Source organism: Paraburkholderia sp. GAS199 (assembly GCF_050436585.1).
Lineage (GTDB): Bacteria > Pseudomonadota > Gammaproteobacteria > Burkholderiales > Burkholderiaceae > Paraburkholderia.
On the sequence record NZ_JBNDMM010000006.1, the window covers coordinates 481,573 to 505,421 of the forward strand.

Below are 23,849 nucleotides of genomic sequence, written 5' to 3' on the forward strand. Positions count from 1 at the left end.
ATCAGAACCGAAACGGAGACTGTCATGACCGAGCCGTCCGATGCCGCCGCGAATAGCGAAACAACCGCAGCGACCGACGCAAGCGCCCCGCCCGCTTCGGGCATGCAACGCGGCCTGACCTCGTACGGCGATCAGGGTTTTTCGCTGTTCCTGCGCAAGGCGTTCATCAAGGGCGCGGGCTACACCGACCACGCCCTCGAGCGTCCCGTGATCGGTATCGTGAACACCGGCAGCGCGTATAACCCGTGTCACGGCAACATGCCGCAACTGATCGAGGCCGTGAAGCGCGGCGTGATGCTGGCGGGCGGCCTGCCGATGGATTTCCCCACCATCTCGATTCACGAGAGTTTCGCCGCGCCGACCTCGATGTATCTGCGCAATCTCATGTCGATGGACACCGAGGAAATGATTCGCGCGCAGCCGATGGACGCCGTCGTGCTGATCGGCGGCTGCGACAAGACGGTGCCCGCGCAACTGATGGGCGCGGCGTCGGCGGGTCTGCCGGCCGTGCAACTCATCACGGGTTCGATGCTGACCGGTTCGCATCGCGGCGAACAGGTCGGCGCGTGCACGGACTGCCGCCGTTACTGGGCCAAATTCCGCGCGAATGAAATTGACGAAGCCGAAGTGGCCGCCGTGAACAATCAGCTGGTGGCGAGCGTCGGCACCTGTTCGGTGATGGGCACGGCGAGCACCATGGCCTGTCTCGCCGAGGCGCTCGGCATGACCGTGCCGGGCGGCGCCGCGCCGCCGGCCGTGACCGCGGCGCGCATCCGCGTGGCGGAGGAAACCGGCATGCTGGCGGTCAAGATGGCGCACGAAGGCCTGACGATCGACAAAATCCTCACGCCCCAGGCCTTCGACAACGCCCTGCGCGTGCTGCTGGCAATCGGCGGCTCGACCAATGCGGTCGTGCATCTGAGCGCGATCGCCGGACGCGTCGGCCATACCATCGACCTCGACCTGCTCGACCGTATGGGCAGAGAAACGCCGGTGCTGCTCGACCTGAAACCGTCGGGCGATCACTACATGGAAGATTTTCACGCGGCGGGCGGCGTCGCCACCTTGCTGCGCGAACTCAAACCGCTGCTTCATCTGGACGCGCTGACGGTGAGCGGCCGCACGCTCGGCGAGGAAATCGACGCGAGCGGCCCCGCGTTCGCGCAGGACGTCGTGCGCGCGTTCGACCAGCCGATCTATCCTCAGGGCGGCCTCGCGGTCCTGCGCGGCAATCTCGCGCCCGGCGGCGCGATCATCAAGCAGTCCGCCGCCGATCCACGTTTGATGGAGCACGAAGGCCGCGCCGTGGTGTTCGAAGGCCTCGAAGACCTGGCCGCCCGCATCGACGACCCGGCACTCGACGTCAACGCCGACGACATCCTCGTGCTGAAGAACATCGGCCCGCTCGGTGCGCCCGGCATGCCCGAGGCGGGTTACATCCCGATTCCGCGCAAGCTCGCGCGCCAGGGCGTGAAGGACATGGTGCGCATTTCCGACGGTCGCATGAGCGGCACCGCGTTCGGCACGATCGTGCTGCACGTGACGCCCGAATCGGCGATCGGCGGCCCGCTGGCTTACGTTCGCAACGGCGACCGCATCCGCCTGAGCGTGGCGCGCCGCGAAATCGCCCTGCTGGTGTCCGAGGAGACCTTGCGGGAGCGCGCCGACGCACAGCCCATCACGCGCCCGAGCGCCGCGCGCGGTTATCGCAAGCTGTTCCTGCAATCGGTGACGCAGGCCGATCAGGGCGTCGACTTCGATTTTCTGCGCAGCGCCAGTTTGCAGCAGTCTCCACCGCAAGAGCCGCGGCGAAACCCGCGGCAGGACCCCGATTCCAGCGAGGATTGACGCCAGCCAGATGATTTTTTGCGAATTTTTTTCCTGACGCAGATATTTGCGCGAACCCCGGCGCAGCTAATACACTGGGGGCAACGGACCGGCCACGCGCCGCGCTCCGACCTGCCATCGGTGTTGAATGAAGGGAGATGCACGTGTCAAACGACAGGAAGCTGGCTCAGGTTTGCGACAAACAGGGTTTTTTTGCGGCACTGGATCAAAGCGGCGGTTCCACGCCGGGCGCACTCAAGCTGTACGGCATTCCCGAAAGCGCCTATAGCGGCGACGCGGAAATGTTCAGGCTAATGCACGAAATGCGCGTGCGCATCATCACGGCGCCGGCCTTCACCGGCGAAAAGATCATCGGCGCGATTCTGTTCGAAGCCACCATGGACGGTCAGGTGGACGGCAAGCCGGTGCCGTCGTTCCTGTGGGAAGACCGTAGTGTCGTGCCCTTCCTCAAGGTCGACAAGGGCCTGCAAACCGAGGCCAACGGCGTTCAGCTGATGAAACCGATTCCGGGTCTCGACGACCTGCTCGCCCGCGCCGCCAAACTGGGTATCTTCGGCACCAAGATGCGCTCGGTGATTCACGGCGATTCGAAAGAAGGCATTGCCGCCATCGCCGCGCAGCAGTTCGAATTCGGCAAGCAGATCTCGGCGCATGGGCTGGTGCCGATCCTCGAACCCGAAGTCTCGATCAAGGCACCGGATAAAGCCGCCGCCGAAGCCACGCTGCGCGCCGAACTGATCAAGGGTCTCGACGCGCTGCCCGAAGGCAGCCTCGTCATGCTCAAGCTCACCATTCCCGACGAGCCCGACTTCTACAAGCCGCTCGTCGACCATCCGCGCGTCGCACGCGTGGTCGCGCTGTCCGGCGGCTACACCCGCACCGACGCGTGCGAACGGCTCTCGCACAATCACGGCATCATCGCGAGCTTCTCGCGGGCGCTCATCAACGAGTTGCGCGTCTCGATGAGCGACAGCGAGTTCGACAGCGCGCTCGCCGAAGCCGTCGACGAAATCTACCAGGCGTCGGTCGTCAAGGATTGAGCCTCGTCTGACCGCCCGCGCGGTCAGTGCCCATGACGTTCCTCGATGGGCACGGCCGCCGCGGGTTCTTCCGGCTGGCGGGACTGGCGAGCCAGCATGAGCGTGACGACGGCGGACACCGCCAGCGTCGCGCCTACCACGTAGAGTCCCGCCGTATAGCTGCCCGTCACGTTCTTCAGCCAGCCGATCGCAAACGGCCCCACGAAGCCGCCGAGATTGCCGACGGAATTGATCATCGCAATGCCGGCCGCCGCCCCCGCCCCTGACAGAAACATGCTCGGCATGGCCCAGAGCGGCGCCTTGGCCGCGCTGATCCCCACGTTCACCACGACCAGCGCCAGCACGATGGTCAACGCAGTGGCCGCATTGCCCGCGAACACGAAGCCCACGCAGGCGAGCACGCAGGGAATCACCACGTGCCACGTGCGTTCCTCGGTGCGGTCCGAATGCCGTGCCCACCAGACCATCGCCACTACCGCCAGAACGCTCGGCACGCCGGCCAGCAGTCCCGTTTCGAAGGAACCGAAGCCGTATTGCCGGATGATGAGCGGCGCCCACAGTCCGAGCGTGTAGAGCCCCGCCGACGTGCCGAAGTAAATCAGCGCGAGCGCCAGCACGCGCGGATCGCGCAAGGCACTGAGCGCGCCCGCCGTATGGCCCGCGTTCGCATGCCGCGCCTCGGCTTCCAGCTTCAGCTTGCCGATCAGCCAGTCGCGCTCCTGCGGTTGCAGCCAGTGTGCTTTCGACGGCGTGTCGGTCATGAACTTCAGCACGACGAAGCCGAGCAGCACGGCCGGCACCGCTTCGAGGATGTACAACATCTGCCAGTCGGCGAGACCGGCGATCGGCGGCAATTTCATGATCGCGCCGGAAATCGGCGAGCCGATGGCCGTGGAGATCGGCGCGGCCGCCATGAACCAGGCGGCAGCCACGGCCCGTTGCCGGGCCGGAAACCAGAGGCTCAGATACAGGATGATGCCGGGAAAGAAACCGGCTTCGGCGACGCCCAGAACGAACCGGAGCACGTAGAAACTGGTCGGCCCGACCACGAATGCCGACGCCGCCGACACGAGTCCCCACGTCACCATCACGCGCGCGATCCAGATGCGCGCACCGACGCGATGCAGAATCAGGTTCGACGGCACTTCGAACAGAAAATAGCCGATGAAGAACAGGCCGCCGCCCAGACCGAAGGCCGTGGGCGACAGACCGATGGCCTTGTTCATGGTCAGCGCGGCGAAACCGACGTTCACGCGATCGAGAAAGCTCACGAAATACAGCAGCATGACGAACGGAATGATCCGCAGCATGAGCTTGCGGGACACCCTCGCTTCGAGTTCCGAAATCATTGTCTCCTCCTTGGAGGCTTGAGCGCTTTCGTCTTCGTGGCGGGCAAACGGACGCCCGGCGCCGGCCGTCGTGCGCCGCCGGCATCGGCGGTCGAACGGCGCGGCGTGGTCGAGCGTGTGCGGGCCGGTGAAGCGAGGCGTCTTCTTACATGTCGCGCCGGTACTCAGGCCGCGGCGGGAACCGCAGTCCGTTCGAGCAGCGCGCACACGGCGGCGGTCACCTGCGCCGTGGTCGCGTTGCCGCCGAGATCGCGGGTATGCAGCGAGGTATCCGCGGTCACGGCTTCGACTGCGCGCATGACGCGTTGCGCGGCGTCGAATTCGCCCAGATGTTCGAGCAGCATCACGACCGACCAGAACGTGCCGACCGGATTGGCCAGACCTTTGCCCATGATGTCGAAGGCCGAGCCGTGGATCGGTTCGAACATCGACGGAAAGCGGCGCTCCGGATCGATGTTGCCGGTCGGCGCGATACCGAGGCTGCCGGCGAGCGCCGCCGCGAGATCGCTGAGGATGTCGGCGTGCAGGTTGGTCGCGACGATCGTGTCGAGCGTGGCCGGCCGGTTTATCATCCGCGCCGTGGACGCGTCCACCAGTTCCTTGTCCCACGTCACGTCGGGGAATTCCTTCGAGATCTGCAGCGCGATCTCGTCCCACATCACCATGGCGTGACGCTGCGCGTTGCTCTTGGTGATGACGGTGAGCAGCTTGCGCGGCCGCGATTGCGCGAGGCGGAACGCGAAGCGCATGATCCGCTCGACACCGGCACGCGTCATGATCGACACGTCGGTGGCGGCTTCGATCGGATGGCCCTGGTGGACGCGGCCACCCACGCCGGAATATTCGCCTTCCGAGTTTTCGCGCACGATCACCCAGTTCAGGTCTTCGGGCTTGCAGCGTTTCAGGGGCGCGTCGATGCCGGGCAGGATGCGGGTGGGACGCACGTTCGCGTACTGGTCGAAGCCCTGACAGATTTTCAGGCGCAATCCCCACAGCGTGATGTGGTCGGGGATATCCGGATCGCCCGCCGAGCCGAACAGAATGGCGTCCTTGTCGCGGATCGCGTCGAGGCCGTCGGCCGGCATCATGACGCCGTGCCGGCGGTGGTAGTCGCCGCCCCAGTCGAAGTTCTCGAACTCGAAGGCGAAGGCTTTCGTGGTGGTGGCGAGCGCTTCGAGCACTTGCTGGCCGGCCGGCACGACTTCCTTGCCGATGCCGTCGCCGGGAATGGTTGCGATGCGATAGGTCTTCATGTCTCCGTCCTTCGAATAGGTCTGGTGTGTGAAACGACTTTACTCGACTTCAGGTAGAGAAACCGGTGCTAGACTCAAAGCATCTTTAACTTGAATTCACAAGTCATGGCCATCCACGGCGCTGTGCAGCCAGCCGACCTGAGCTTCTTTTCGACCTTGGCCGCGTCGGGCAGCCTGAGCGCGGCCGCGCGCGAGCTGGGCCTGACCGCCGCCGCCGTCAGCAAACGTCTCACGCAGATGGAAAGCCGCGCGGGCGTGCCGCTCGTGAACCGCACCACGCGCCGCATGATGCTGACACCCGAGGGCGAGTTGTATCTCGAACATGCGCGGCGAATTCTCGACGAAATCGACGAACTGGCCGAGTTGCTCGGCAGCGCGAAGCAGAGTCCAAAGGGATTGTTGCGGGTGAATGCCACGCTGGGCTTCGGCCGCAGCCACGTGGCGCCCGCCGTGTCGCGCTTCGTGGCACGCTATCCGCAGGTGGCCGTGCAGCTGCAGCTGTCGGTCACTCCACCGCCGTTGACGGACGACGCTTTCGACGTCTGCATCCGCTTCGGCGAGCCGCCCGACACGCGCGTGGTCGCGCGGCGCCTCGCACCCAACCGGCGACTGCTGTGCGCCGCGCCGGCTTATCTCGCGCGGCACGGCATGCCGCTCACCGCGCACGATCTGAGCCGCCACAACTGCATCGGCATCCGCCAGGGCGACGAAGCCTACGGCGTCTGGCGACTCACGTCGGGCCGCGGCGCCGCGCGCAAGACCGAAGCCGTGCGCATCAACGGCAGCCTGACGACCAACGACGGCGAAATTGCGGTGAAGTGGGCGCTGGAAGGACATGGCATTCTGCTGCGCGCCGAGTGGGACATCCGTCAGTATCTGGACGAAGGCGCGCTCGTGCCGGTTCTACCCGAGCACGAAACGCCCAATGCCGACATCTTCGCGGTCTATTCCCAGCGGCATCAGATGTCGACCCGGATTCGCGCTTTCGTGGATTTCATCGCGCTCGATCTGCAAAGCGGCATGACGCGCGAGGAACAGGCCGGGTCGGCATGACTCAGAATTTCGGGTGACACTCAAAGTTCACCGACGACGCGTGCGCGGTCAGCACCTCGACGCCCGTCACCGTTTCATTGCTGACGCTGCTTTGCATGCCGCGCCGCTCGCAGTAATCGCGCGCTTCGTTCATGGCATGCTCGTGCGCGCGTGCCCACGCCATCCGGCCACCCGTGGCGCTCGCGGCGACCGAATAGGTGCCGGGCTTGTCGGTGGCCACGACATCCGACGACGAAGCGCAGCCCGCAAGGCTCGCGAACACGGCCAGCGCGGCGAATACCGCATGCGCGCGCTTCGTCCACCCGCTGTTGCGCTGGGGTCGGGCGGGATGGGAAGGCGTGGCGGTGTCGGGCGTGGTCATGGTTGATCCGGGGCAGTCTTTCAATGACGAAATTATCCGTAATCGGCCCGCGAAGATCAGCCTCGCCACCTGAAAACACTGTTGCCCTGACTATAACAATCGTCGACGGCACGGCGGTTGCTAAACATACCGGTTGAGGTTCGTCTAAAGGAGCAACCCGCCATGCCCGATCAACGCCCCGTTCCGCCACGACCGGCGCTTCCCGCCGACGCCCGCGGCATGATCGGCAACATGAAGACGACGGCGCTGGTGTCGCTGCGCGGCTCGATCGATTTCATGTGTTTTCCGCGCATCGACTCGCCGACCATCTTCGCCGGGCTGCTCGACCCGTCGCGCGGCGGCGCCTTTTCGATCGAACCGGCGCAGCAGACGGCCAACGTCAAGCAGATGTATCTGCCGGACACCAATGTCCTGCTGACCCGTTTCATGACCCCGGACGGCGTCTGCGAATTGCTGGACTTCATGCCGGTGCCCGAGGACGGCGGCGGCGCCGGGCTCGAAACCGAATTGCCGAATTGCGTGATCCGCGTGCTGCGCATGGTGCATGGCCGCATGACGCTCGCGGTGCGCTGCGCGCCGCGCTTCGACTACGCGCGCGGCGAACACACGGCGCGGGCCGTCGGCGACAACGCGGTGGAATTTCGCGGCGCGGATCAGTCGCTGGTGCTTCGTCTGAACTGCACGCGCGCGCTCGCCACCACGGGCGGTGACGCGCACGCCGAATTCGAGTTGCGCGACGGCGACTCGGTTGGCTTCGCCTTCGGCGAGGCCGGCGCATTGCGGGAAAAATCGTTCGACTGCGAAGCCGTGCTGACCGGCACGATCCGCTACTGGCGCGACTGGTCCGCGCAATCCACGTATCGCGGCCGTTATCGCGAGGTCGTGATGCGCTCGGCGCTGACCTTGAAACTGCTGAGTTCGAGCGAACACGGCGCGATCGTCGCCGCGCCCACTTTTGGACTGGCCGAAGCGCAGAACGGCTCGCGCCGCTGGGACTACCGCTTCACGTGGATTCGCGATGCGGCCTTTTCCGTGTATGCGCTGCTGCGCCTCGGCTATACCGGCGAGGCGCGGCAATTCATGCGCTGGATCGCCGAGCGCAGCCGCGATTGCGACTCGGACGGCTCGCTGAACGTGATGTACACCGTGGACGGCCGCGAGCCGCCCGCTGAAACCGAAGTCGCCGAACTCGGCGGCGCGGAAGCTGGAGCCGGAGCCGGAGCCGGAGCCGAAGGCGGCGCCGGCTTGCCGCTGATCGGCAATGCCGCGCGTGACCAGACCCAGCTCGACGTCTACGGCGCGCTGCTCGACGCGATCTATCTGTACAACAAGTACGGTGCGGCGATTTCCTACGACGGTTGGCGCGACGTCACGCGCACGGTGGATTACGTGGTCGAACACTGGCGCGAACCGGATCACGGCATCTGGGAATTCCGCAATGGTCTGCGCCCGCTGCTGCATTCCCGCCTGATGTGCTGGGTGACGGTGGATCGCGCCCTGCGGCTGGCCGAAAAGCGTTCGCTGCCCGCGCCGCTCAAGCGCTGGTTCGAGACGCGCGACGCCATTCACCAGGACATTCACGAGAATTTCTGGAACGACGAATTGCAGGCCTTCGTGCAGACGCCCGATTCGAAAACGCTCGACGCCTCGGCGCTGATGATGCCGCTGGTGCGCTTCATCGGCCCTACCGATCCGCGCTGGATCGGCACGCTCGACGCCATCGGCGGCGAATTACGCGTCGATCCGCTGATCTTCCGCTACACGCGCGGCGAAACACTCGACGGACTGCCCGGCATCGAAGGCGGCTTCAGCGCCTGCTCGTTCTGGTACGCCGAAGCGCTGGCGCGCGCCGGTCGGGTGGAAGACGGACGGCTCGTGTTCGAGAAGATGCTCGCCTATGCCAATCACGTCGGACTCTTTTCCGAAGAAGTGGCCACCAGCGGCGAAGCGCTCGGCAATTTCCCGCAGGCGCTGACTCATCTCGCGCTCATCAGCGCGGCGTATCAACTCGACCGCAATCTGGACAAGGTGCACGTACCGTGGACGTGAAGCGTGCGCGCGAGGCGGGCGTTTCTCGTGGTTTCCACCGTCGTTTCGCCAAAAATCTTCCCGAATCGCCGTCGAGCGTCTAGTCTTTAGCGAACCCTGTCGAACTAAACGGACGCTGAACCGGAGGAGACATCGATGGATCTCGAAACACGCACCATGGCTCGCGTGATGGCTCGGCTCGTGCCGTTCCTGATGCTCTGCTACTTCATCGCGTATCTCGATCGCGTGAATGTCGGTTTTGCTGCACTGCAAATGAACAAGGCGCTCGCGCTGTCGGCGAGTCAGTTCGGCTTCGGCGCGGGGATTTTCTTCATCGCGTACTTCTTCTTCGAAGTGCCGTCCAATCTGCTGCTGGAAAAATTCGGCGCGCGACGCTGGATCGCGCGGATCATGTTCACGTGGGGCATTCTGGCGGGTGCGATGGCCTTCATTCCGGACATCGCGCGCTTCACCGGCATGTCCGCCGCGCACGTTTTCTACACGCTGCGCATTCTGCTCGGCGTGGCCGAAGCGGGCTTCTTCCCCGGCATCATTTTCCTGCTGACACTCTGGTTTCCCGCCGCGTATCGCGGTCGCGTGGTCGGCTATTTCATGGCCGCGATTCCGCTGTCCACCGTGATCGGCGGCCCGATCTCGGGCGCGCTGCTCTCGCTCGACGGACGCGGCGGTCTGGCCGGCTGGCAATGGCTGTATCTGATCGAAGCCGCGCCGGCGCTGCTGCTCGCGTTCGCCGTGCTGGCCTATCTGACCGACCGGCCCAGCGACGCCACCTGGCTCGCCGCCGACGAGCGCAACTGGCTGGTGGCACGTCAGGCGCACGAGCGCGAACATCGCGAGGCGGTGCACAGCTTCAGCGTCAAGGAAGCCTTGTTCAATCCGCGCGTGCTGGCCGTCGCGCTGATCTACTTCGGCGCCAACGCAACCAATTACGGCCTGAGCTTTTTCCTGCCGCAGATCGTCAAGTCGTTCGGACTCAGCAATCTGCAGACGGGTTTCGTCACGTCGCTGCCGTACATCGTCGGCGTCATCAGCATGGTGCTATGGGGCCGTCATTCCGACCGCAAGCTCGAACGCAAGCGGCACATCGCCATCGCGCTGTTCGTGGCGGCCGGCGGCATCGCGGCGGCAGCCGGGCTCGACAATCCGGTGCTCAAGATGGTCGCGCTGTCGATTGCCGGCTTCGGCATCTTCGGCTGCCTGCCGGTGATCTGGACCCTGCCCGCGTCGTTTCTCTCGGGCGCGGCTGCCGCGGGCGGCATCGCCGCCGTGAATTCGCTCGGCAATCTGGCGGGCTTCTTCGGCCCGTACGCGATGGGCTGGATCAAGGACAGCACCGGCGGCTTCGGCGCCGGCCTGCTGTGTCTCGCGGGCGCGGGCCTCGTCGGCGTGGCGGCGGTGCTGCTGCTGCATCACGACGCGTCGATCGAATCGTCGGCGTCCGGGCTCGGCGAACCGCATCCCGGCAGCGGACGGGTTGCGGGGCCCTGAATCAGCGGATCAGCGGGTTAGCGGATCAGGGTGAGCCGTTGCCGCCCGTCGAGAGTTCGTTCGACGGCGCGCCGGCGTCCGGCGTCATCACGTCGTCCGGGGTAGGCGTCGGCGCGGAAGCCGGCGACGCGTTACCGTGCGCCTGACCGTCCACCGAGCCTGCGGCCGCACCGCTCGACGTTCCGCTCGATGCCCCGGCTGACGGCGGCGTTGCGGGCAGGATTGGCGGCAGTGCCTGCGGCTGGTTCGCCGGCGGCTGCGGCTGCGTTTGTGTCTGCGTCTGTGCGCCTGCTTGCGGCGCATGACGCGGCGTTTTGCGCACCGCAACCGGCGCCTCGGCCTTCTTCGACGCGAGCAGTTGCTGGAACCACGCATGCACCTTGTCCGACGCCTGCGCGAAGAAGCCCGGCGTCTGATCCGTGTCGAAACGCACGCGGCTGTCCACCAGCTTCGAGCGCTGCGCGCGCTGGAAGAAGTCGCCGACGATCGGCAATGCGCTGTGCGCGCCCTGCCCCCAGTAGTCGCTGCGCAAGGTCACGCGGCTGTCGTTGAAGCCCACCCACGCGCCCGCCACCAGTTGCGGATGAATCAGGATGAACCAGCCGTCCGCGTTGCCTTGGGTCGTGCCCGTCTTGCCCGCGACATCGCCGCGCACGCCGAAGCGGCTGCGAATCGTCGAACCCGTGCCACGGCTCACCACGTCGCGCATCACGTCGATGAGCGTGCGCGCGGCGTCCGTGGGCAATTCCTGCTGCGGCGAGGCCGGGGCGAAATCGGCCAGCACCTCGCCGCTGCGGTTTTCGATGCGCGTGACCATCACCGGTTCGACATAGCCGCCGAGGTTGGCGATCGTGCCGTAGGCGGAGACCATTTCCTTCAGCGTGACCGGACTCGTGCCGAGCGCGAGCGACGGCACCGCGTCGAGTTCGCTGTCGCGCACGCCCATGGCGCGGGCGAGCCGCGCGACCTTGTTGGGACCGACCGTTTCCATCAGTTGCGCGGTGATCCGGTTGCGCGAAAAAGCCAGCGCATCGCGCAGACTGATGGCGCGCTCGCTCGGTTCGTCCTCGTCGCTCGGACGCCAGATTTCGCCGCCCGCCAGCGGAATTTCGACCGCTTTATCGACGAAGGTATCGCTCGGCTTCGCACCGTTTTCGAAGGCGGCCGCGTAGACGAACGGCTTGAACGTCGAGCCGGGCTGACGGCGCGCCTGCTGCACGTGATCGAACGGATCCTGACTGAAATCGCGGCTGCCGACCCACGCCTTGATCTGGCCGTTGCGCGGGTCCATGGCGAGGAAATCGGCCTGCACGCGCGTCTTGCTTTCGCACACCGACTGCACGAGATTGCGGTCGGACGAGACGCGCTTGAGCGCGTCTTCGTCGGTCAGGCCCGCGTCTTTGGCCGCACGATAATCCGGCGTTTCGCGCAGGAAAGTCTGCAACAGGTCCTTGCCGCCCGCGCAGCCGGCGCGCGCGCCCCACGCCGAATTGGCGATGCCCTGCAACTGGTTGCCTTGCAGGATCACCGCCTGCGTCGCCATGTTTTGCAGACGCGAATCGATCGTGGTGCGCACCACCAGACCGTCGGAATAGATGTTGTAGTCGTTGCGATCGGCCCACGACACCAGCCATTTACGCAATTGCTGCGCGAAATGCGGCGCCGGTCCCGGCGGCTCGGTCTGCCGTTCGAAATCGATGCGCAGCGGCCGCCGTTTGAGCGAATCGTAGGCGGCCGGCGTGAGCTTGCCGTACTTGAGCATCTGCCCGAGCACCGTATTGCGCCGTTGCAAGGCACGTTCCGGATTGATGACCGGGTTGTAGTAGCTATTGCCCTTCAGCATGCCCGTGAGCGTCGCGCTTTCCAGCACGTTCAACTCGCCCGCCGATTTATCGAAATAGGTGCGGGCCGCCATTTCGATACCGTAGGCGTTGTACAGAAACGGCACGGTATTCAGATAGGTCTCGAGGATTTCGTCCTTCGTGTAGAGCGCCTCGATCTTGAAGGCCGTGATGGCTTCTTTCAACTTGCGGTTGAGCGTGGGCGCACGGCCGATTTCGTCCGGATAGAGATTGCGCGCGAGTTGCTGCGTGATGGTCGAGCCACCTTGCCGGTCGCCGGAAAACGTGTGCAGTGCCGCGGAAGCCGTACGACGCCAGTCGAGGCCGAAATGCTGATAGAAGCGATGGTCTTCGGTGGCGATGAGCGCGTTGACGACGTTCGGCGAAATATCCTTGAGTTTGACCCATTCCCGATTGGACGGTTTGAATTCGGCCAGCAATTTGCCGTCGGCGGACAGAATCTGCGCCGGCTGCTCGATTTTCGCTTTACGGATATCGCCGATGCTGGGCGTGAACGGAATCAGAAGCAGCACATAAAGAAGCATCAGCACGGGCAGCGCCGCGCACGCTTTGACGAGCCCCCGGCGAGTGGGATGACGCAGATGCCACCAGCCTTGGGCGATGAGCGGATTGACGGCGGTGAGCGCTTTGGTGAGCGCTTTATCGGCGGTTTTCTTTAGCGATACTTCGGTCAGGCGCTTCACTCGGGGTTTCTGGATACGGGGAAAGGGTGAATGCTACCAAGTAATTTTCTTTTTTCTGGTTTTTGGTGGTGGTGGTGTTTTGCGCGTAGCGCTCGTTCTTTGTGTTAGTGGTTTATTGGTGTTGCCCCTGTGCGGGGCGGCACTTACTTTCTTTGCCGCGGCAAAGAAAGGTAAGCAAAGAAAGCCGCTTACACCGCTAATGCTATTCGTTATCAGCGGCGCTTCTTTACCGCAGTGGCCCCGGAGCATCCGGGCCGTCGCGCACTCCGCGTGAGTGACAAGGCCGTCATCAGTTCCGGCGGCGCTCCGCGCGCCGAGCGGCATGCACGGGAAACCGAAGGTTTCCATTGAGCGTTTCGCCGAGGCGAAGCCGACGGCATCGCTAGCGAAAAACGAAGTGAGGGGTTTGGTGAAGTACCGCTCCGGCGCGCGCAGCGTCGCCGGAACGGATGACTGCTGTACCACTACCAATTACGATCCACGGTCGGCCCTATCGGTCTCCACTCCGTGTTGTTATGAGAGATGCCCGCTTAGAGTTAGCGGTGTGAGCGGCTTTCTTTGCTTAGCTTTCTTTGCCGCGGCAAAGAAAGTAAGTGCCGCCCCGCACAGGGGCAACGCTAATAAACCACAAACAAAAGAAACACATCCGCAGCAAAAAGAAACACAGCCACCGCAGGCAAAAAGCAAAACAGCCACCGGCAAGCCCCTCCCCCTTGGCCACCGCCTTTATAATATCCACCAAAATTCCGACAAGAGGTGCTTCATGATCATCAAACCGCGCGTGCGTGGCTTCATCTGCGTGACGACTCATCCGGCCGGCTGCGAAGCCAACGTGAAGGAGCAGATCGACTACGTCAAGGCACGCGGCCCTATTGACAATGGCCCGAAGAAGGTGCTCGTGATCGGCGCGTCCACGGGCTACGGCCTCGCTGCCCGCATCAGCGCCGCGTTCGGCTCGGACGCGGCCACGCTCGGCGTTTTCTTCGAACGCGCCGGCAGCGAAACCAAAGCCGGTACGGCCGGCTGGTACAACACCGCCGCCTTCGAGAAATTCGCCACGGAAAAGGGCCTGTACGCCACCAGCATCAACGGCGACGCCTTCTCCGACGAAGTCAAACAACGCACGATCGAAGTCATCAAGCGCGATCTGGGTCAGGTGGACCTCGTGGTCTACAGCCTCGCGGCGCCCAAGCGCACGCATCCAAAAACCGGCGAAGTCTTCACGTCCACGCTGAAACCGATCGGCAAGGCGGTCACGCTGCGCGGCATCGACACGGACAAGGAAGTCATCAAGGAAACCGTTCTCGAACCCGCTACGCAAGCCGAAATCGATCACACGGTCGCGGTCATGGGCGGCGAAGACTGGCAGATGTGGATCGACGCGCTGCAGGAAGCCGGCGTGCTCGCCGACGGCGCGAAAACCACCGCGTTCACCTACCTCGGTGAAAAGATCACTCACGACATCTACTGGAACGGTTCGATCGGCGCGGCCAAGAAAGACCTCGACCAGAAAGTGCTCGGCATCCGCGAAAAACTGGCGGCCAAAGGCGGCGATGCGCGCGTTGCGGTGCTCAAGGCCGTCGTCACGCAAGCCAGTTCCGCCATTCCGATGATGCCGCTGTACCTGTCGCTGCTCTTCAAGGTCATGAAGGAAAAAGGCACGCACGAAGGCTGTATCGAACAGGTCTACGGCCTCTACAAAGACAGCCTGTACGGCACGGCGCCGCACATCGACGAAGACGGCCGCCTGCGCGCCGACTACAAGGAACTCGATCCGGAAGTGCAGCAGCAAGTCCTGCAACTGTGGGATCAGGTGACGAACGACAACCTCTACGAACTGACCGATTTCGCGGGCTACAAGACCGACTTCCTGCGTCTGTTCGGTTTCGAGATCGCGGGCGTCGACTACGAAGCCGACACCAACCCGGACGTGCAGATTCCGAATCTCGTTCAGATGTAAATTCGGTTGCAGACGATACAGCAGTAAATGATCGATCCGGACGCAGCTCCGGATCGGCACACCAGCGGGGCCGTTCGCGCCCCGCCGTTTTTCAGCCGCGCCTCGCGCGCCCGCCTTTTTTCACAGCACCATCCCGCCTCGACTGCGCCACGTAGCCATCCACGGCACGCATCACGCGCGTTTCCAGCGCTGCCGCATCACGCTCTCCCCGCTCACCCGCGTCGTCGATCATGCCGCGCACGATCGCCAGCAAATCGTACGCAACGAGACTCGCTTCCGATAAATCCGGTGCGCCGTCCCTGACGGTCAACGCTTCCACAATCGCCGCGTGAATCGTCGCGGCCACACGCTGATTGCGCTCGCCGAGCGGCAAGCGGCGCTCTTCGACATCGATGATCCGCGCCAGCGCGGGCCTGCGCATCTGATGCGCCACCGCCGCGCCCACCATCGCGCGGACGCATTCGCGCGAATGCGCCAGCCAACGCGCGGCTTCGATATCGGCCAGCAGTTGCGCGCTTTCGCGTTCGATCAGCGCAACGGTCAACGCGTCGCGATTGGGAAAGTACTGATAAAGCGAGCCTATGCTCACACCGGCACGCTGGGCGACGGCGTTCGTGGTGTACGCGTCGACTCCATGCGTCTCCAGAATGCGAGCAGCGGCTTCGAGCACGCTCTCGACGGTATTCGCCGAACGCCGCTGAAGCGGCTGTTTACGGGGCTTCAGACGATGTGATGCAGGGGATTTCGACATGGCCGGAATGCGAGTTTCGAATGTGAGCGAATACTCGTATTCTAAACCCGTGCCGTCGAATGACGCGCCGGCCACTCAACCCCAACTAACCGGACTGACAATCATGACTTCATCTGCGAAAAAAACCGTGCTGACCGTCTTCATGCTCGTGAAAACGCTGCCCGAATGGCTCGCCTTGCCCGTCGACGAACGCTTCCGCCTGCTGGCCGAACACGTCGAACCGATTCTCAAGGCGCACGCCGACGAGGTCACCATGCGTTTCTACGACATCGAATTCTATTCGGCGCGTGTCACGGATATCTGGGTATGGGACGCGAAAAGCCATCACGCTTACGAGCTGGTGGTGGAAGCGTTGCGCGAGACGCCGTTCTGGGATCGCTATTTTCAGATCGTCGAAATTTTGCCAGGCGTGGAGAACGCCTACGCGGACAACTACGAGCGCGAGGCGCTCAGCGCGGCCTGAGCCGGATCATGCGCTCGCTAACCAGCCAGCGCATGATTCGTCGATCAGCAGGGAAACGCGGCCTGGAGGGTGCGGAGAATCGCAAGGCCGATCGGGAAATCGTCCGAAATACCCGGATGGTTGGTGAAGAACTGATCCAGCAGCGGATAGACGTTCTGATTGCCGATGGCAAGATCTTTCGGCGGACAGAAAAGTGCCGGCCGCTTCTTCGACACCAGGTCGCCGTTCGCCCATCCCAACTCGTTGATCGCGCCCGTAATGTAGGCCGCGTAGACCGAGTTGTTATCGGCGTGCGCCCATTCCTTGTATTGCGCCGCCGTCATTTCCGCGTGAGCGCTGACGGCGAAGCACGCCGTCAGCGCGACCACCGCGCGGATTATCTGCGTCCTCATTTGCCTGCTCATTTGCCCACGCATTTGCCCAATTAACCGCATCGTCGAACCTTCAATCTGTTTCGCAAAAGCGGCATTGTAGGCGAGTCGGCGGTCATTGCGCAGAAGCGCCGCAGACTCGAGAATTCGTAAGCATGACGCACGGTATTCTGTAAGCCTACGCGTTCTACCATGGCCATCTTTGTCACTCGTGCCATTACGGCACGGCGCGCCCTCAGGGCGTGCCCGCGTGCATACGCTCAAGGCGTGCCATTGCGGCAGTAACGCCGATACGCTTCACGCTCACCGAGCCGTTGCATATATGCCGCAACCGCCGGGAATTCCGCATGCCGCAACGGCGTCTCGAGCCAGCGATTGATCGACAGCGCAATGGGAATATCGGCGAGCGAAAACGCCTGGCCCGTTACGAATGCGCCGGTTTTTTCCAGTTGCCGTTCGATCATGGCGACGTGACGCGTCCAGTTCGCGGCGGACTGCGCGATCAGTTCGCGATCCTGATGCGCGGGGGAATGCCGCACCAGCGCGAGAAACGCGTAGCTCCACGAGCGGTTCAACTCGCTCGCCTGCCAGTCGATCCACTGATCGCAGCGTGCGCGCGCCACGGGATCGCGCGGATAAAGTGCTTCGGCTGCGTTGGGCGCTTCGTCGCCGTAGCGGCCGGCCAGATAGCGGATGATCGAATTGGACTCCCACAACACGAATTCCCCGTCACGAATGACGGGCACCATGCCGTTGGGATTGAGCGCGAGAAACTCGGGCACAGTCGTGGATCGAAAGCCCGAACCCCAGTCCTGCTGCTCGAACGGCAGCGCGAGTTCGGCGCACGTCCACAGCACCTTGCGTACGTTGATGGAAGTCGTCTTGCCGAGTATTTGCAGCATGGCGTAGTCGCGTGAAATGGTGCACGGTGCTGATGCACAGTCGGGTTCGAACCATAGCCTATCGCCCGCCTCTTATCGCGGACATGGACACTTTGAGTCTCGCACGCAAGGCCAGTTCGCGGCACGCAACGCTAGTCCAAACGTCCGCGCAACAATTCAGTGCGAAGCCACGAACGTCGAATCCGGCGCGGGCGGCGGCACGGCGAAATTGCGGCGCATGCGCTCCGCTTCCTCGACCGGCGTGCGACCGAAGAGCCGCTTGAATTCGCGGCTGAACTGCGACGCGCTTTCATAGCCCACCTGCACGCAGGCCGCGGCCGCCGTCACCTCGTTTCTCACCATCAAGAGACGCGCCTGATGCAGCCGCGTGGACTTCAGATACTGCATCGGCGACGTTTGCGTCACCGACTTGAAGTGCGAATGAAACGACGGCACGCTCATATTCGCTTCCTGCGCGAGTTGTTCGACGTCGAGCGGCTCGCGGTAAGACGCGTGGATTTTGCGGATCACCTTTGAAATGCGCGCGAATTGCCCTTGCGCGGTGAGCGCCGCGCGCATCGAGCCGCCCTGCTCGCCGGTCAGCACATGAAAATAGATTTCGCGCACGAGTCCTGGCCCGAGCAGGTCGGCCTCCAGCGGATCGCTCATCGCTTCGAGAAAACGCAGCACCGAAGCGCCAAGCCGCGCGTCGAGCCGTGTCGACATCATGCCGCGCGGCTCCGCCGCCGCACCGCTGCGACGGTCGTCGATCTGCAGCATGAGATCGGCCGCGACCTTGAAGTCGAGCCGGAAATAGATGGCCAGCAGAGGCTCGGCCTCGCTCGCTTCGGTTTCCATGGAAAACGGCACCGGCACGGCAACCGCCAGATAGTGCTGCGCGTCGTACACATACACCGTCTCGCCGAGAAAGCCGCGCTTGCGGCCCTGACACACGATCACGATGCCTGGGTCGTACAGCACGGGCGTGCGGCCGAGCGGCCGGTTCGAACGCAGAAAGCGCACGTCGGGCAGCGCGGTGAGGTTGTAGCCTTCCACCGGCGCGAGTTCCTCGAGCAGAGTCACCATGCGCCGCTGGGCGGCCGTCTGCGGATGTTTGCGCTTCACGTCATGTCCTGTCGCCCCGTTCGCCAGGCTTCACTGTGCCATCGTCGCGCGGGAAAAGCCACGCGCTCATAGGATCAGGCAATCACCTCAGACGAACCGGCATTCGCGTGCAGGCGCCTCGCGCCTACCATGCAGGTCAGGCATGCAGCCCGTGCAACCACGCGCGGACCGCTCAACCGATGAGGAGCCAGCACCATGAGCAAAACGTTTCTGATTACCGGCGTCAGTTCCGGCTTTGGCCGCGCCTTCGCGCAGGCCGCACTCGACGCGGGCCATACCGTGATCGGCACCGTACGCAACGACGCGGCGCGCGAAGCCTTCGAGGCGCTCGCCGCCGGACGCGCCCACGCGCTGATTCTCGACGTCACGGATTTCGACGCCATCGCACCGGCAATCACCGCCGTCACCGCGACGACCGGCCCGGTCGACGTGCTCGTCAACAACGCCGGCTACGGTCACGAAGGCACGCTGGAAGAGTCGCCGCTCGACGACATGCGCCGTCAGTTCGACGTCAACGTGTTCGGCGCGGTGGCGATGATCAAGGCCGTGCTTCCCGCGATGCGCGAGCGCCGCTCGGGTCACATCGTCAACATCACGTCGATGGGCGGCTTCATCACGATGCCGGGCATCGCCTACTATTGCGGCAGCAAATTCGCGCTCGAAGGCATCTCGGAGACCCTGTCCAAAGAACTCGCCGGCTTCGGCATCAAGGTCACGGCCGTCGCGCCGGGTTCGTTCCGCACGGATTGGGCCGGCCGCTCGATGGTCCGCGCGGGCCGCAGCATCGCCGATTACGACGCGCTCTTCGATCCGATCCGCGCGGCGCGCGAGGCCAAAAGCGGCAAACAGGCGGGCGATCCGGAAAAAGCCGCACAGGCGCTGCTGCAAATCGTCGAAGCGGACAATCCGCCGGTTCATCTGCTGCTCGGCAGCGACGCGCTCGACCTGGTGCGAGCGAAGCTCGCCTCGCTCACCGCCGAAATCGAGGCGTGGGAAACGCTGTCGCGGTCGACGGATTTCGCATGAACCAGGCGCGATGGAAGTCACGTAGATGAGAGAGAACGGCACGTCGCGCCGTCAGTCGTATTAGGATTGAGAAAAAGGAGCGCGACATGACTGCAACGACAGACTGGCAGGCGAGACAGTATGTGCTGTTCGAAAACGAGCGCACCCGGCCGGTGCGGGATCTGCTGGCCGCCGTGCCCGCCACCGACGTCCGGCTCGCGGCGGATATCGGCTGCGGCCCCGGCAACTCCACCGAAACGCTCGCCGCGCACGCGCCGGGCGCGACGATCGTCGGCCTGGACAGTTCCGCCGACATGATCGAAGCGGCCCGTCGACGTCTGCCGCAACTGCGCTTCGAGGTAGCCGACATCTCGGCCTGGAACGACGCCGGTCCGTACGACCTCATTCTCGCGAACGCCGTGCTGCAATGGGTGCCGAATCACGAGCCGCTGTTCGCGTCGCTAGCGACAAAGCTCGCGCCGGGCGGCAGCCTCGCCGTGCAGATGCCCGACAACCTGGACGAGCCCGCCCACCACGCAATGCGCGAAGTCGCCGCCGGCGGCCCGTGGGCGCGCAAGCTCGAAGGCGTGGAGCGGACGGCGCGTTACGGGGCGCCGTGGTACTACGCGCTGCTCAAGCCGCTGTGCGAGCGCGTCGACGTGTGGCGCACGGTCTACCATCACCCGCTCGCCGGCGGCCCCGACGCCGTGGTGGAATGGTTCAAGGGCAGCGCGCTGCGGCCCTTTCTCGCCCGGCTCGACAGCGGTGAACAGGCCGATTTTCTGGCGCGCTACCGCGATGCGGTGGCGCGGGCCTATCCCACGCTGCCGGACGGCTCGGTGCTGCTGCCGTTTCCGCGTCTGTTCATCGTTGCCACGCGTTAGGCGCGACCGTCGAGTGGGCGCGCCGGACTCACTCCAGGCGCGCCGTTTCGCGGCACGGTTGCCGGGCGTCGCTGCCGGGTTTGCGTCGCTGCAACATTGGGCGCATGAGGGTCATTGCCGCTTCTGAATTCTGCGTGATATTGTTGAAGCGAAGCGGAGAGCGGCCGCCGGCCGTTCCTACCCGAATGCAATCTACCGCAGCGAGCGTCGCCATGAGTGATGTACGCCACCATCTGAGTCCCCGTGACCGCCTGGAGCTGTTGTGCTGGCTCACCTGCGGCAGTCTGGGTTCCTATTATCTGAACGAAGACTGGCCCGACGCGGCTTTCCATGTGCAGGCCGCGCATAAGTGGCTCGATCGCCGCATGCGCGAGGCCGACTGGCTGAGCGTCGCGAAGCTCACTGCCGTGGCGGTCGAAATCGCCCAGCGGCACGCGAGTTTCGTCGATCACGACTGGGCACGGGACGCCGTCGAAGAAATTCTCGACACGGACGAACTCGATCCCCAGGCGCGTCTGGTGAAGCAGGTGCTCGCCGACTGCCAGAATGCGCTGGCGGACAAACGTCTGGCCGACTGAGTTTTTTTACGGACGACGTTGCGGTTTGCCATGTTTGGCCTCTGACCGGCCGTGAGAAAGCGGGCGCGAATCAGTAAAATGACGGGGTTCGCGCGCGCTGCGCGCTATTTCTCCGGTCGATCAACTTGAAACGCAAAATGCCGGCGCTCAATGCGCTCAAAGCCTTTGAGGTGGCTGGCCGCACGGGCAGCTTCACGCGTGCCGCGGAACTGCTGAACGTCACGCAAAGCGCGGTGAGCCGGCAGGTGCGCCAGCTCGAAGCGCAACTCGGCGAAACGCTGCTGCAGCGTCACCATCACCACCTCGAACTGTCGGCGGCGGGCCGTATCCTGCTGCAGGCATTGCAGCAGTCGTTCGACCGCATCGAGCTGACCGTGCGCAGCCTGCAGGAAAAAACGCACCGCAACCGGCTGCGCATCAACGCCCCGCCCACCTTCACGAGCCGCTGGCTGATGCCGCGCCTCGGCCGTTTGCGCGACGCCCATCCTCACCTCGAACTGAGCCTCTCCACGCGCGTGGACGACAATCTCGCCGAATCGAGCGTGCTCGATTGCGCGATCCGTTTTGGCAATGGCGAATGGGAAGGGTTCGACAATCGTCTGCTGATGAACGAGCGGCATATCGCCGTCTGCGCTCCCGCGCTGCTCGCGCGTCAGGCGGGTCGCGCGGAGATCGATCTGAACCAGTTCACGCTGCTGCACGTGCTGGCAAGCGCCGATCAGCGCTTTCTCACCTGGCAGCACTGGCTGAAGGCGGCGGGCATCGAAAACGTGGATACGCGCGGCGGTTACGAGTTCGATCTGCTCGACCACGCGATTCGCGCCGCCATCGACGGCCTCGGCGTGACCATCGCCGACCGCCATATGATCGGCCGCGAACTGGCCGAGGGACAACTGGTGCAGGTGCTCAACGTACACGTCGACGGACACCAGTCCTACTGGCTCGTCACGCGGGCGGAACAGGAAGAGCCGCCGCACGTTGCGCTGTTTCGCGACTGGCTGCAGCAGGAAATCTGGCTCACGGAGCGCGCGGTGGATTCGTCGGCATCGGCGCAACTGGAACAGGCGGACTGATCCGCAGCGGTCGCGGCAAAAAGAAAAAGCGTGCCGGTGGCATCGCCACCGGCACGCTTCACGGCTAACGCGCGATGCAGGCGCTCACGCGCCGGCTTTTTTAGGCCGCCGCCGCCATTTCCACCGGCATCGGCTTCGAAGCCGCTTCCAGCGCGGCGTCTTCGAGAATCATCTCGGCGCCCTTCTCCGCCACCATCATGGTCGGCGCGTTGATATTGCCCGACGTGATGTTCGGGAAGATCGACGCATCCACCACGCGCAGCGCCGCGATGCCATGCACGCGCAACCGCGCATCCACCACCGAGGTACGCGGATCGTCGCCCATCGCGCACGAACCGCACAGGTGATAGATCGACCCCGACTGCTCGCGGAAATACTGCAGGAAGCCTTCACGGGTAGTCACCTGCGGTCCCGGCGAGATTTCCTCGACCGTGATATCCCTCAGCGCGGGCGACGCCATTACCTTGCGCACCAGCTCGCACCCCTGGATCACTTCGTCGATGTCTTTCTGCGTGGTCAGCGCGTTGATGCGGATTTTCGCGGCGTCTTCGGCACGATTGGAAGCAATCTCGATCGAGCCGCGGCTCGTGGGCCGGCAAGGATTGAACGCCAGCAGGAAGCCCGAATACGGTTCCGGTTCCAGATTCGCCTTGTTGCTCTTCGGAATGCGGTACGACAGCGGATTGAAGTACAACTGCAAGTTCGGATTCGCCTCGCCCTCGTTGCCTTTGAAGAACCCACCCGACTGATTCACGCTCATTGCGAGCGGCCCTTTTCGGGTCAGCAGATATTGCAGACCCAGCTTGAGCTTGCCGAGCAACGGACGCATCTCGTCGTTCAGCGTCTTGATGTTGGCGCGGTAGTAGAAGCTCACGCACAGATGGTCCTGCAGGTTCTGGCCGACCGCCGGCAAGTCCTTGACCAGCGCAATGCGATGCTTCGCGAGCAAGGCGCTGTCGCCCACGCCGGAAAGTTGCAGCAGCTTGGGCGTATCTACCGCGCCTGCCGAGAGGATCACCTCGCGATTTGCCATGAACTGACGCGTCGTGCCGTTTTGCGTCACGCTCACGCCGATGGCGCGCTGGTTGCCGTCGAATAGCACGCGGCTCGCCAGCACCTCGCGCTCGACCGTCAGGTTGGCACGATGCAGCGCGGGATGCAGATACTCGAAACTGCTCGACGAGCGCTGGCCGTTACGCGTATTCACGTCGTAGATGCCCGCGCCTTCGAACTGCGCGCCGTTGAAATCCTGGGTGCGCTGATAGCCGGCCTGATCGCAGCCCTTGAGGAACACGTGGCAGATCGGGTGCACCGCGTCTTTCATCGGCGAAATGCGGATCGGGCCGTCCGCGCCATGATGCTCGGTATTGCCGAGCGGATGCGATTCGAGCTTGCGGAAATACGGCAGCACGTCGCGAAAGCCCCAGCCCTTGTTGCCGGCCGCGGCCCAGTCGTCGAAGTCGTGCGGCTGGCCGCGCACGAAGATCATCGCGTTGATCGAGCCGGAACCGCCCTGCACCTTGCCGCGCGGACAATAGATCGGACGGTTGTCGAGTTCCTTTTCCGGCTCGCTGTAGTACATCCAGTTATAGGTTTCGTTGTAGTACGTCTTGGTGAAACCCACCGGGATCTTGAACCAGAACGAACTGTCCTTGCCGCCCGCTTCGAGCAGCAACACGGAATGCTGACCCGATGCCGACAGCCGGTTCGCCAGAATGCAGCCCGCCGACCCCGCGCCGACGATGATGTAATCGTAATTCATGCTCTATGTC

At 64.0% G+C, this 23,849-nt stretch carries 20 protein-coding genes; 11 read left to right on the forward strand and 9 right to left on the reverse strand.

Translation table 11 applies throughout. From position 1 onward, the window contains the following. Positions 1-102: 102 nt before the first annotated feature. Positions 103-1,848, forward strand: a complete 1,746-nt coding sequence (locus P3T18_RS24140) for an IlvD/Edd family dehydratase (RefSeq protein ID WP_429302552.1) — start codon at positions 103-105, stop codon at positions 1,846-1,848. 137 nt (positions 1,849-1,985) lie between these two features. Beyond that, complete coding sequence (locus P3T18_RS24145) at positions 1,986-2,888, forward strand: fructose bisphosphate aldolase (RefSeq protein ID WP_429302480.1); 903 nt, start codon at positions 1,986-1,988, stop codon at positions 2,886-2,888. Positions 2,889-2,911: 23 nt separating this feature from the next. Here P3T18_RS24145 and P3T18_RS24150 read toward each other — a convergent pair whose 3' ends face one another. Together P3T18_RS24150 and P3T18_RS24155 are read right to left on the reverse strand one after the other, a co-directional pair. Next, positions 2,912-4,237, reverse strand: a complete 1,326-nt coding sequence (locus tag P3T18_RS24150) for an MFS transporter (RefSeq protein WP_429302481.1) — start codon at positions 4,235-4,237, stop codon at positions 2,912-2,914. Between the two features lie 164 nt (positions 4,238-4,401). Beyond that, positions 4,402-5,490: a tartrate dehydrogenase gene (locus tag P3T18_RS24155; RefSeq protein ID WP_429302482.1), complete on the reverse strand. Its 1,089-nt coding sequence runs from the start codon at positions 5,488-5,490 to the stop codon at positions 4,402-4,404. 111 nt (positions 5,491-5,601) lie between these two features. Here P3T18_RS24155 and P3T18_RS24160 point away from each other — a divergent pair, with 111 nt between their 5' ends. Continuing rightward, a complete protein-coding gene (locus P3T18_RS24160; protein WP_429302553.1) occupies positions 5,602-6,543 on the forward strand; it encodes a LysR substrate-binding domain-containing protein in 942 nt (313 codons plus the stop codon). 1 nt (position 6,544) lies between these two features. On the opposite strand, the gene P3T18_RS24165 is transcribed toward P3T18_RS24160, so the two are convergent. Further along, complete coding sequence (locus P3T18_RS24165) at positions 6,545-6,904, reverse strand: hypothetical protein (RefSeq protein ID WP_429302483.1); 360 nt, start codon at positions 6,902-6,904, stop codon at positions 6,545-6,547. Between the two features lie 162 nt (positions 6,905-7,066). On the opposite strand from P3T18_RS24165, the gene P3T18_RS24170 reads away from it, so the two are divergent. Then, entirely contained in the window at positions 7,067-8,953 is a 1,887-nt protein-coding gene (locus tag P3T18_RS24170; RefSeq protein ID WP_429302484.1) for a glycoside hydrolase family 15 protein, read from the forward strand. Positions 8,954-9,088: 135 nt separating this feature from the next. Continuing rightward, positions 9,089-10,441 carry an MFS transporter gene (locus P3T18_RS24175; protein WP_429302485.1) on the forward strand — a complete coding sequence of 451 codons (1,353 nt, stop codon included), beginning with the start codon at positions 9,089-9,091 and terminating at the stop codon, positions 10,439-10,441. Between the two features lie 25 nt (positions 10,442-10,466). Here the strand turns inward: P3T18_RS24175 and P3T18_RS24180 are convergent, their stop codons facing one another. Next, positions 10,467-12,986: a penicillin-binding protein 1A gene (locus P3T18_RS24180; protein ID WP_429302486.1), complete on the reverse strand. Its 2,520-nt coding sequence runs from the start codon at positions 12,984-12,986 to the stop codon at positions 10,467-10,469. A gap of 763 nt (positions 12,987-13,749) precedes the next feature. On the opposite strand from P3T18_RS24180, the gene fabV reads away from it, so the two are divergent. Beyond that, positions 13,750-14,946, forward strand: a complete 1,197-nt coding sequence (fabV, locus tag P3T18_RS24185) for an enoyl-ACP reductase FabV (protein ID WP_429302487.1) — start codon at positions 13,750-13,752, stop codon at positions 14,944-14,946. 91 nt (positions 14,947-15,037) lie between these two features. On the opposite strand, the gene P3T18_RS24190 is transcribed toward fabV, so the two are convergent. Then, entirely contained in the window at positions 15,038-15,697 is a 660-nt protein-coding gene (locus P3T18_RS24190) for a TetR/AcrR family transcriptional regulator (protein ID WP_429302488.1), read from the reverse strand. A gap of 103 nt (positions 15,698-15,800) precedes the next feature. Between P3T18_RS24190 and P3T18_RS24195 the strand changes: the two genes are divergently transcribed. Beyond that, entirely contained in the window at positions 15,801-16,160 is a 360-nt protein-coding gene (locus P3T18_RS24195) for a darcynin family protein (protein WP_429302489.1), read from the forward strand. Between the two features lie 44 nt (positions 16,161-16,204). On the opposite strand, the gene P3T18_RS24200 is transcribed toward P3T18_RS24195, so the two are convergent. The 3 genes from P3T18_RS24200 to P3T18_RS24210 all read right to left on the reverse strand — a co-directional run bounded on the left by P3T18_RS24200 (position 16,205) and on the right by P3T18_RS24210 (position 18,498). Continuing rightward, on the reverse strand, positions 16,205-16,552 hold the full coding sequence (locus P3T18_RS24200; RefSeq protein ID WP_429302490.1) for a hypothetical protein: 348 nt from the start codon (positions 16,550-16,552) through the stop codon (positions 16,205-16,207). Positions 16,553-16,791: 239 nt separating this feature from the next. Beyond that, positions 16,792-17,433 carry a glutathione S-transferase family protein gene (locus P3T18_RS24205; protein WP_429302491.1) on the reverse strand — a complete coding sequence of 214 codons (642 nt, stop codon included), beginning with the start codon at positions 17,431-17,433 and terminating at the stop codon, positions 16,792-16,794. Between the two features lie 156 nt (positions 17,434-17,589). Next, positions 17,590-18,498 carry an AraC family transcriptional regulator gene (locus tag P3T18_RS24210; protein ID WP_429302554.1) on the reverse strand — a complete coding sequence of 303 codons (909 nt, stop codon included), beginning with the start codon at positions 18,496-18,498 and terminating at the stop codon, positions 17,590-17,592. 234 nt (positions 18,499-18,732) lie between these two features. Between P3T18_RS24210 and P3T18_RS24215 the strand changes: the two genes are divergently transcribed. The 4 genes from P3T18_RS24215 (at position 18,733) to P3T18_RS24230 (ending at position 22,077) form a co-directional block, all read left to right on the forward strand. Next, the gene (locus P3T18_RS24215) at positions 18,733-19,563 is read left to right on the forward strand and encodes an oxidoreductase (protein ID WP_429302492.1); all 831 of its coding nucleotides are present in this window, start codon (positions 18,733-18,735) and stop codon (positions 19,561-19,563) included. An 86-nt stretch (positions 19,564-19,649) separates the two neighbouring features. After that, positions 19,650-20,426 carry a trans-aconitate 2-methyltransferase gene (tam, locus tag P3T18_RS24220; protein WP_429302493.1) on the forward strand — a complete coding sequence of 259 codons (777 nt, stop codon included), beginning with the start codon at positions 19,650-19,652 and terminating at the stop codon, positions 20,424-20,426. A gap of 212 nt (positions 20,427-20,638) precedes the next feature. Further along, on the forward strand, positions 20,639-21,004 hold the full coding sequence (locus tag P3T18_RS24225; RefSeq protein ID WP_429302494.1) for a hypothetical protein: 366 nt from the start codon (positions 20,639-20,641) through the stop codon (positions 21,002-21,004). A gap of 137 nt (positions 21,005-21,141) precedes the next feature. Continuing rightward, positions 21,142-22,077 carry a LysR substrate-binding domain-containing protein gene (locus P3T18_RS24230; RefSeq protein WP_429302495.1) on the forward strand — a complete coding sequence of 312 codons (936 nt, stop codon included), beginning with the start codon at positions 21,142-21,144 and terminating at the stop codon, positions 22,075-22,077. Positions 22,078-22,177: 100 nt separating this feature from the next. On the opposite strand, the gene P3T18_RS24235 is transcribed toward P3T18_RS24230, so the two are convergent. Continuing rightward, positions 22,178-23,839, reverse strand: coding sequence for a GMC family oxidoreductase (locus P3T18_RS24235; protein WP_429302496.1), 1,662 nt, complete (start codon positions 23,837-23,839; stop codon positions 22,178-22,180). Positions 23,840-23,849 lie beyond the last annotated feature (10 nt).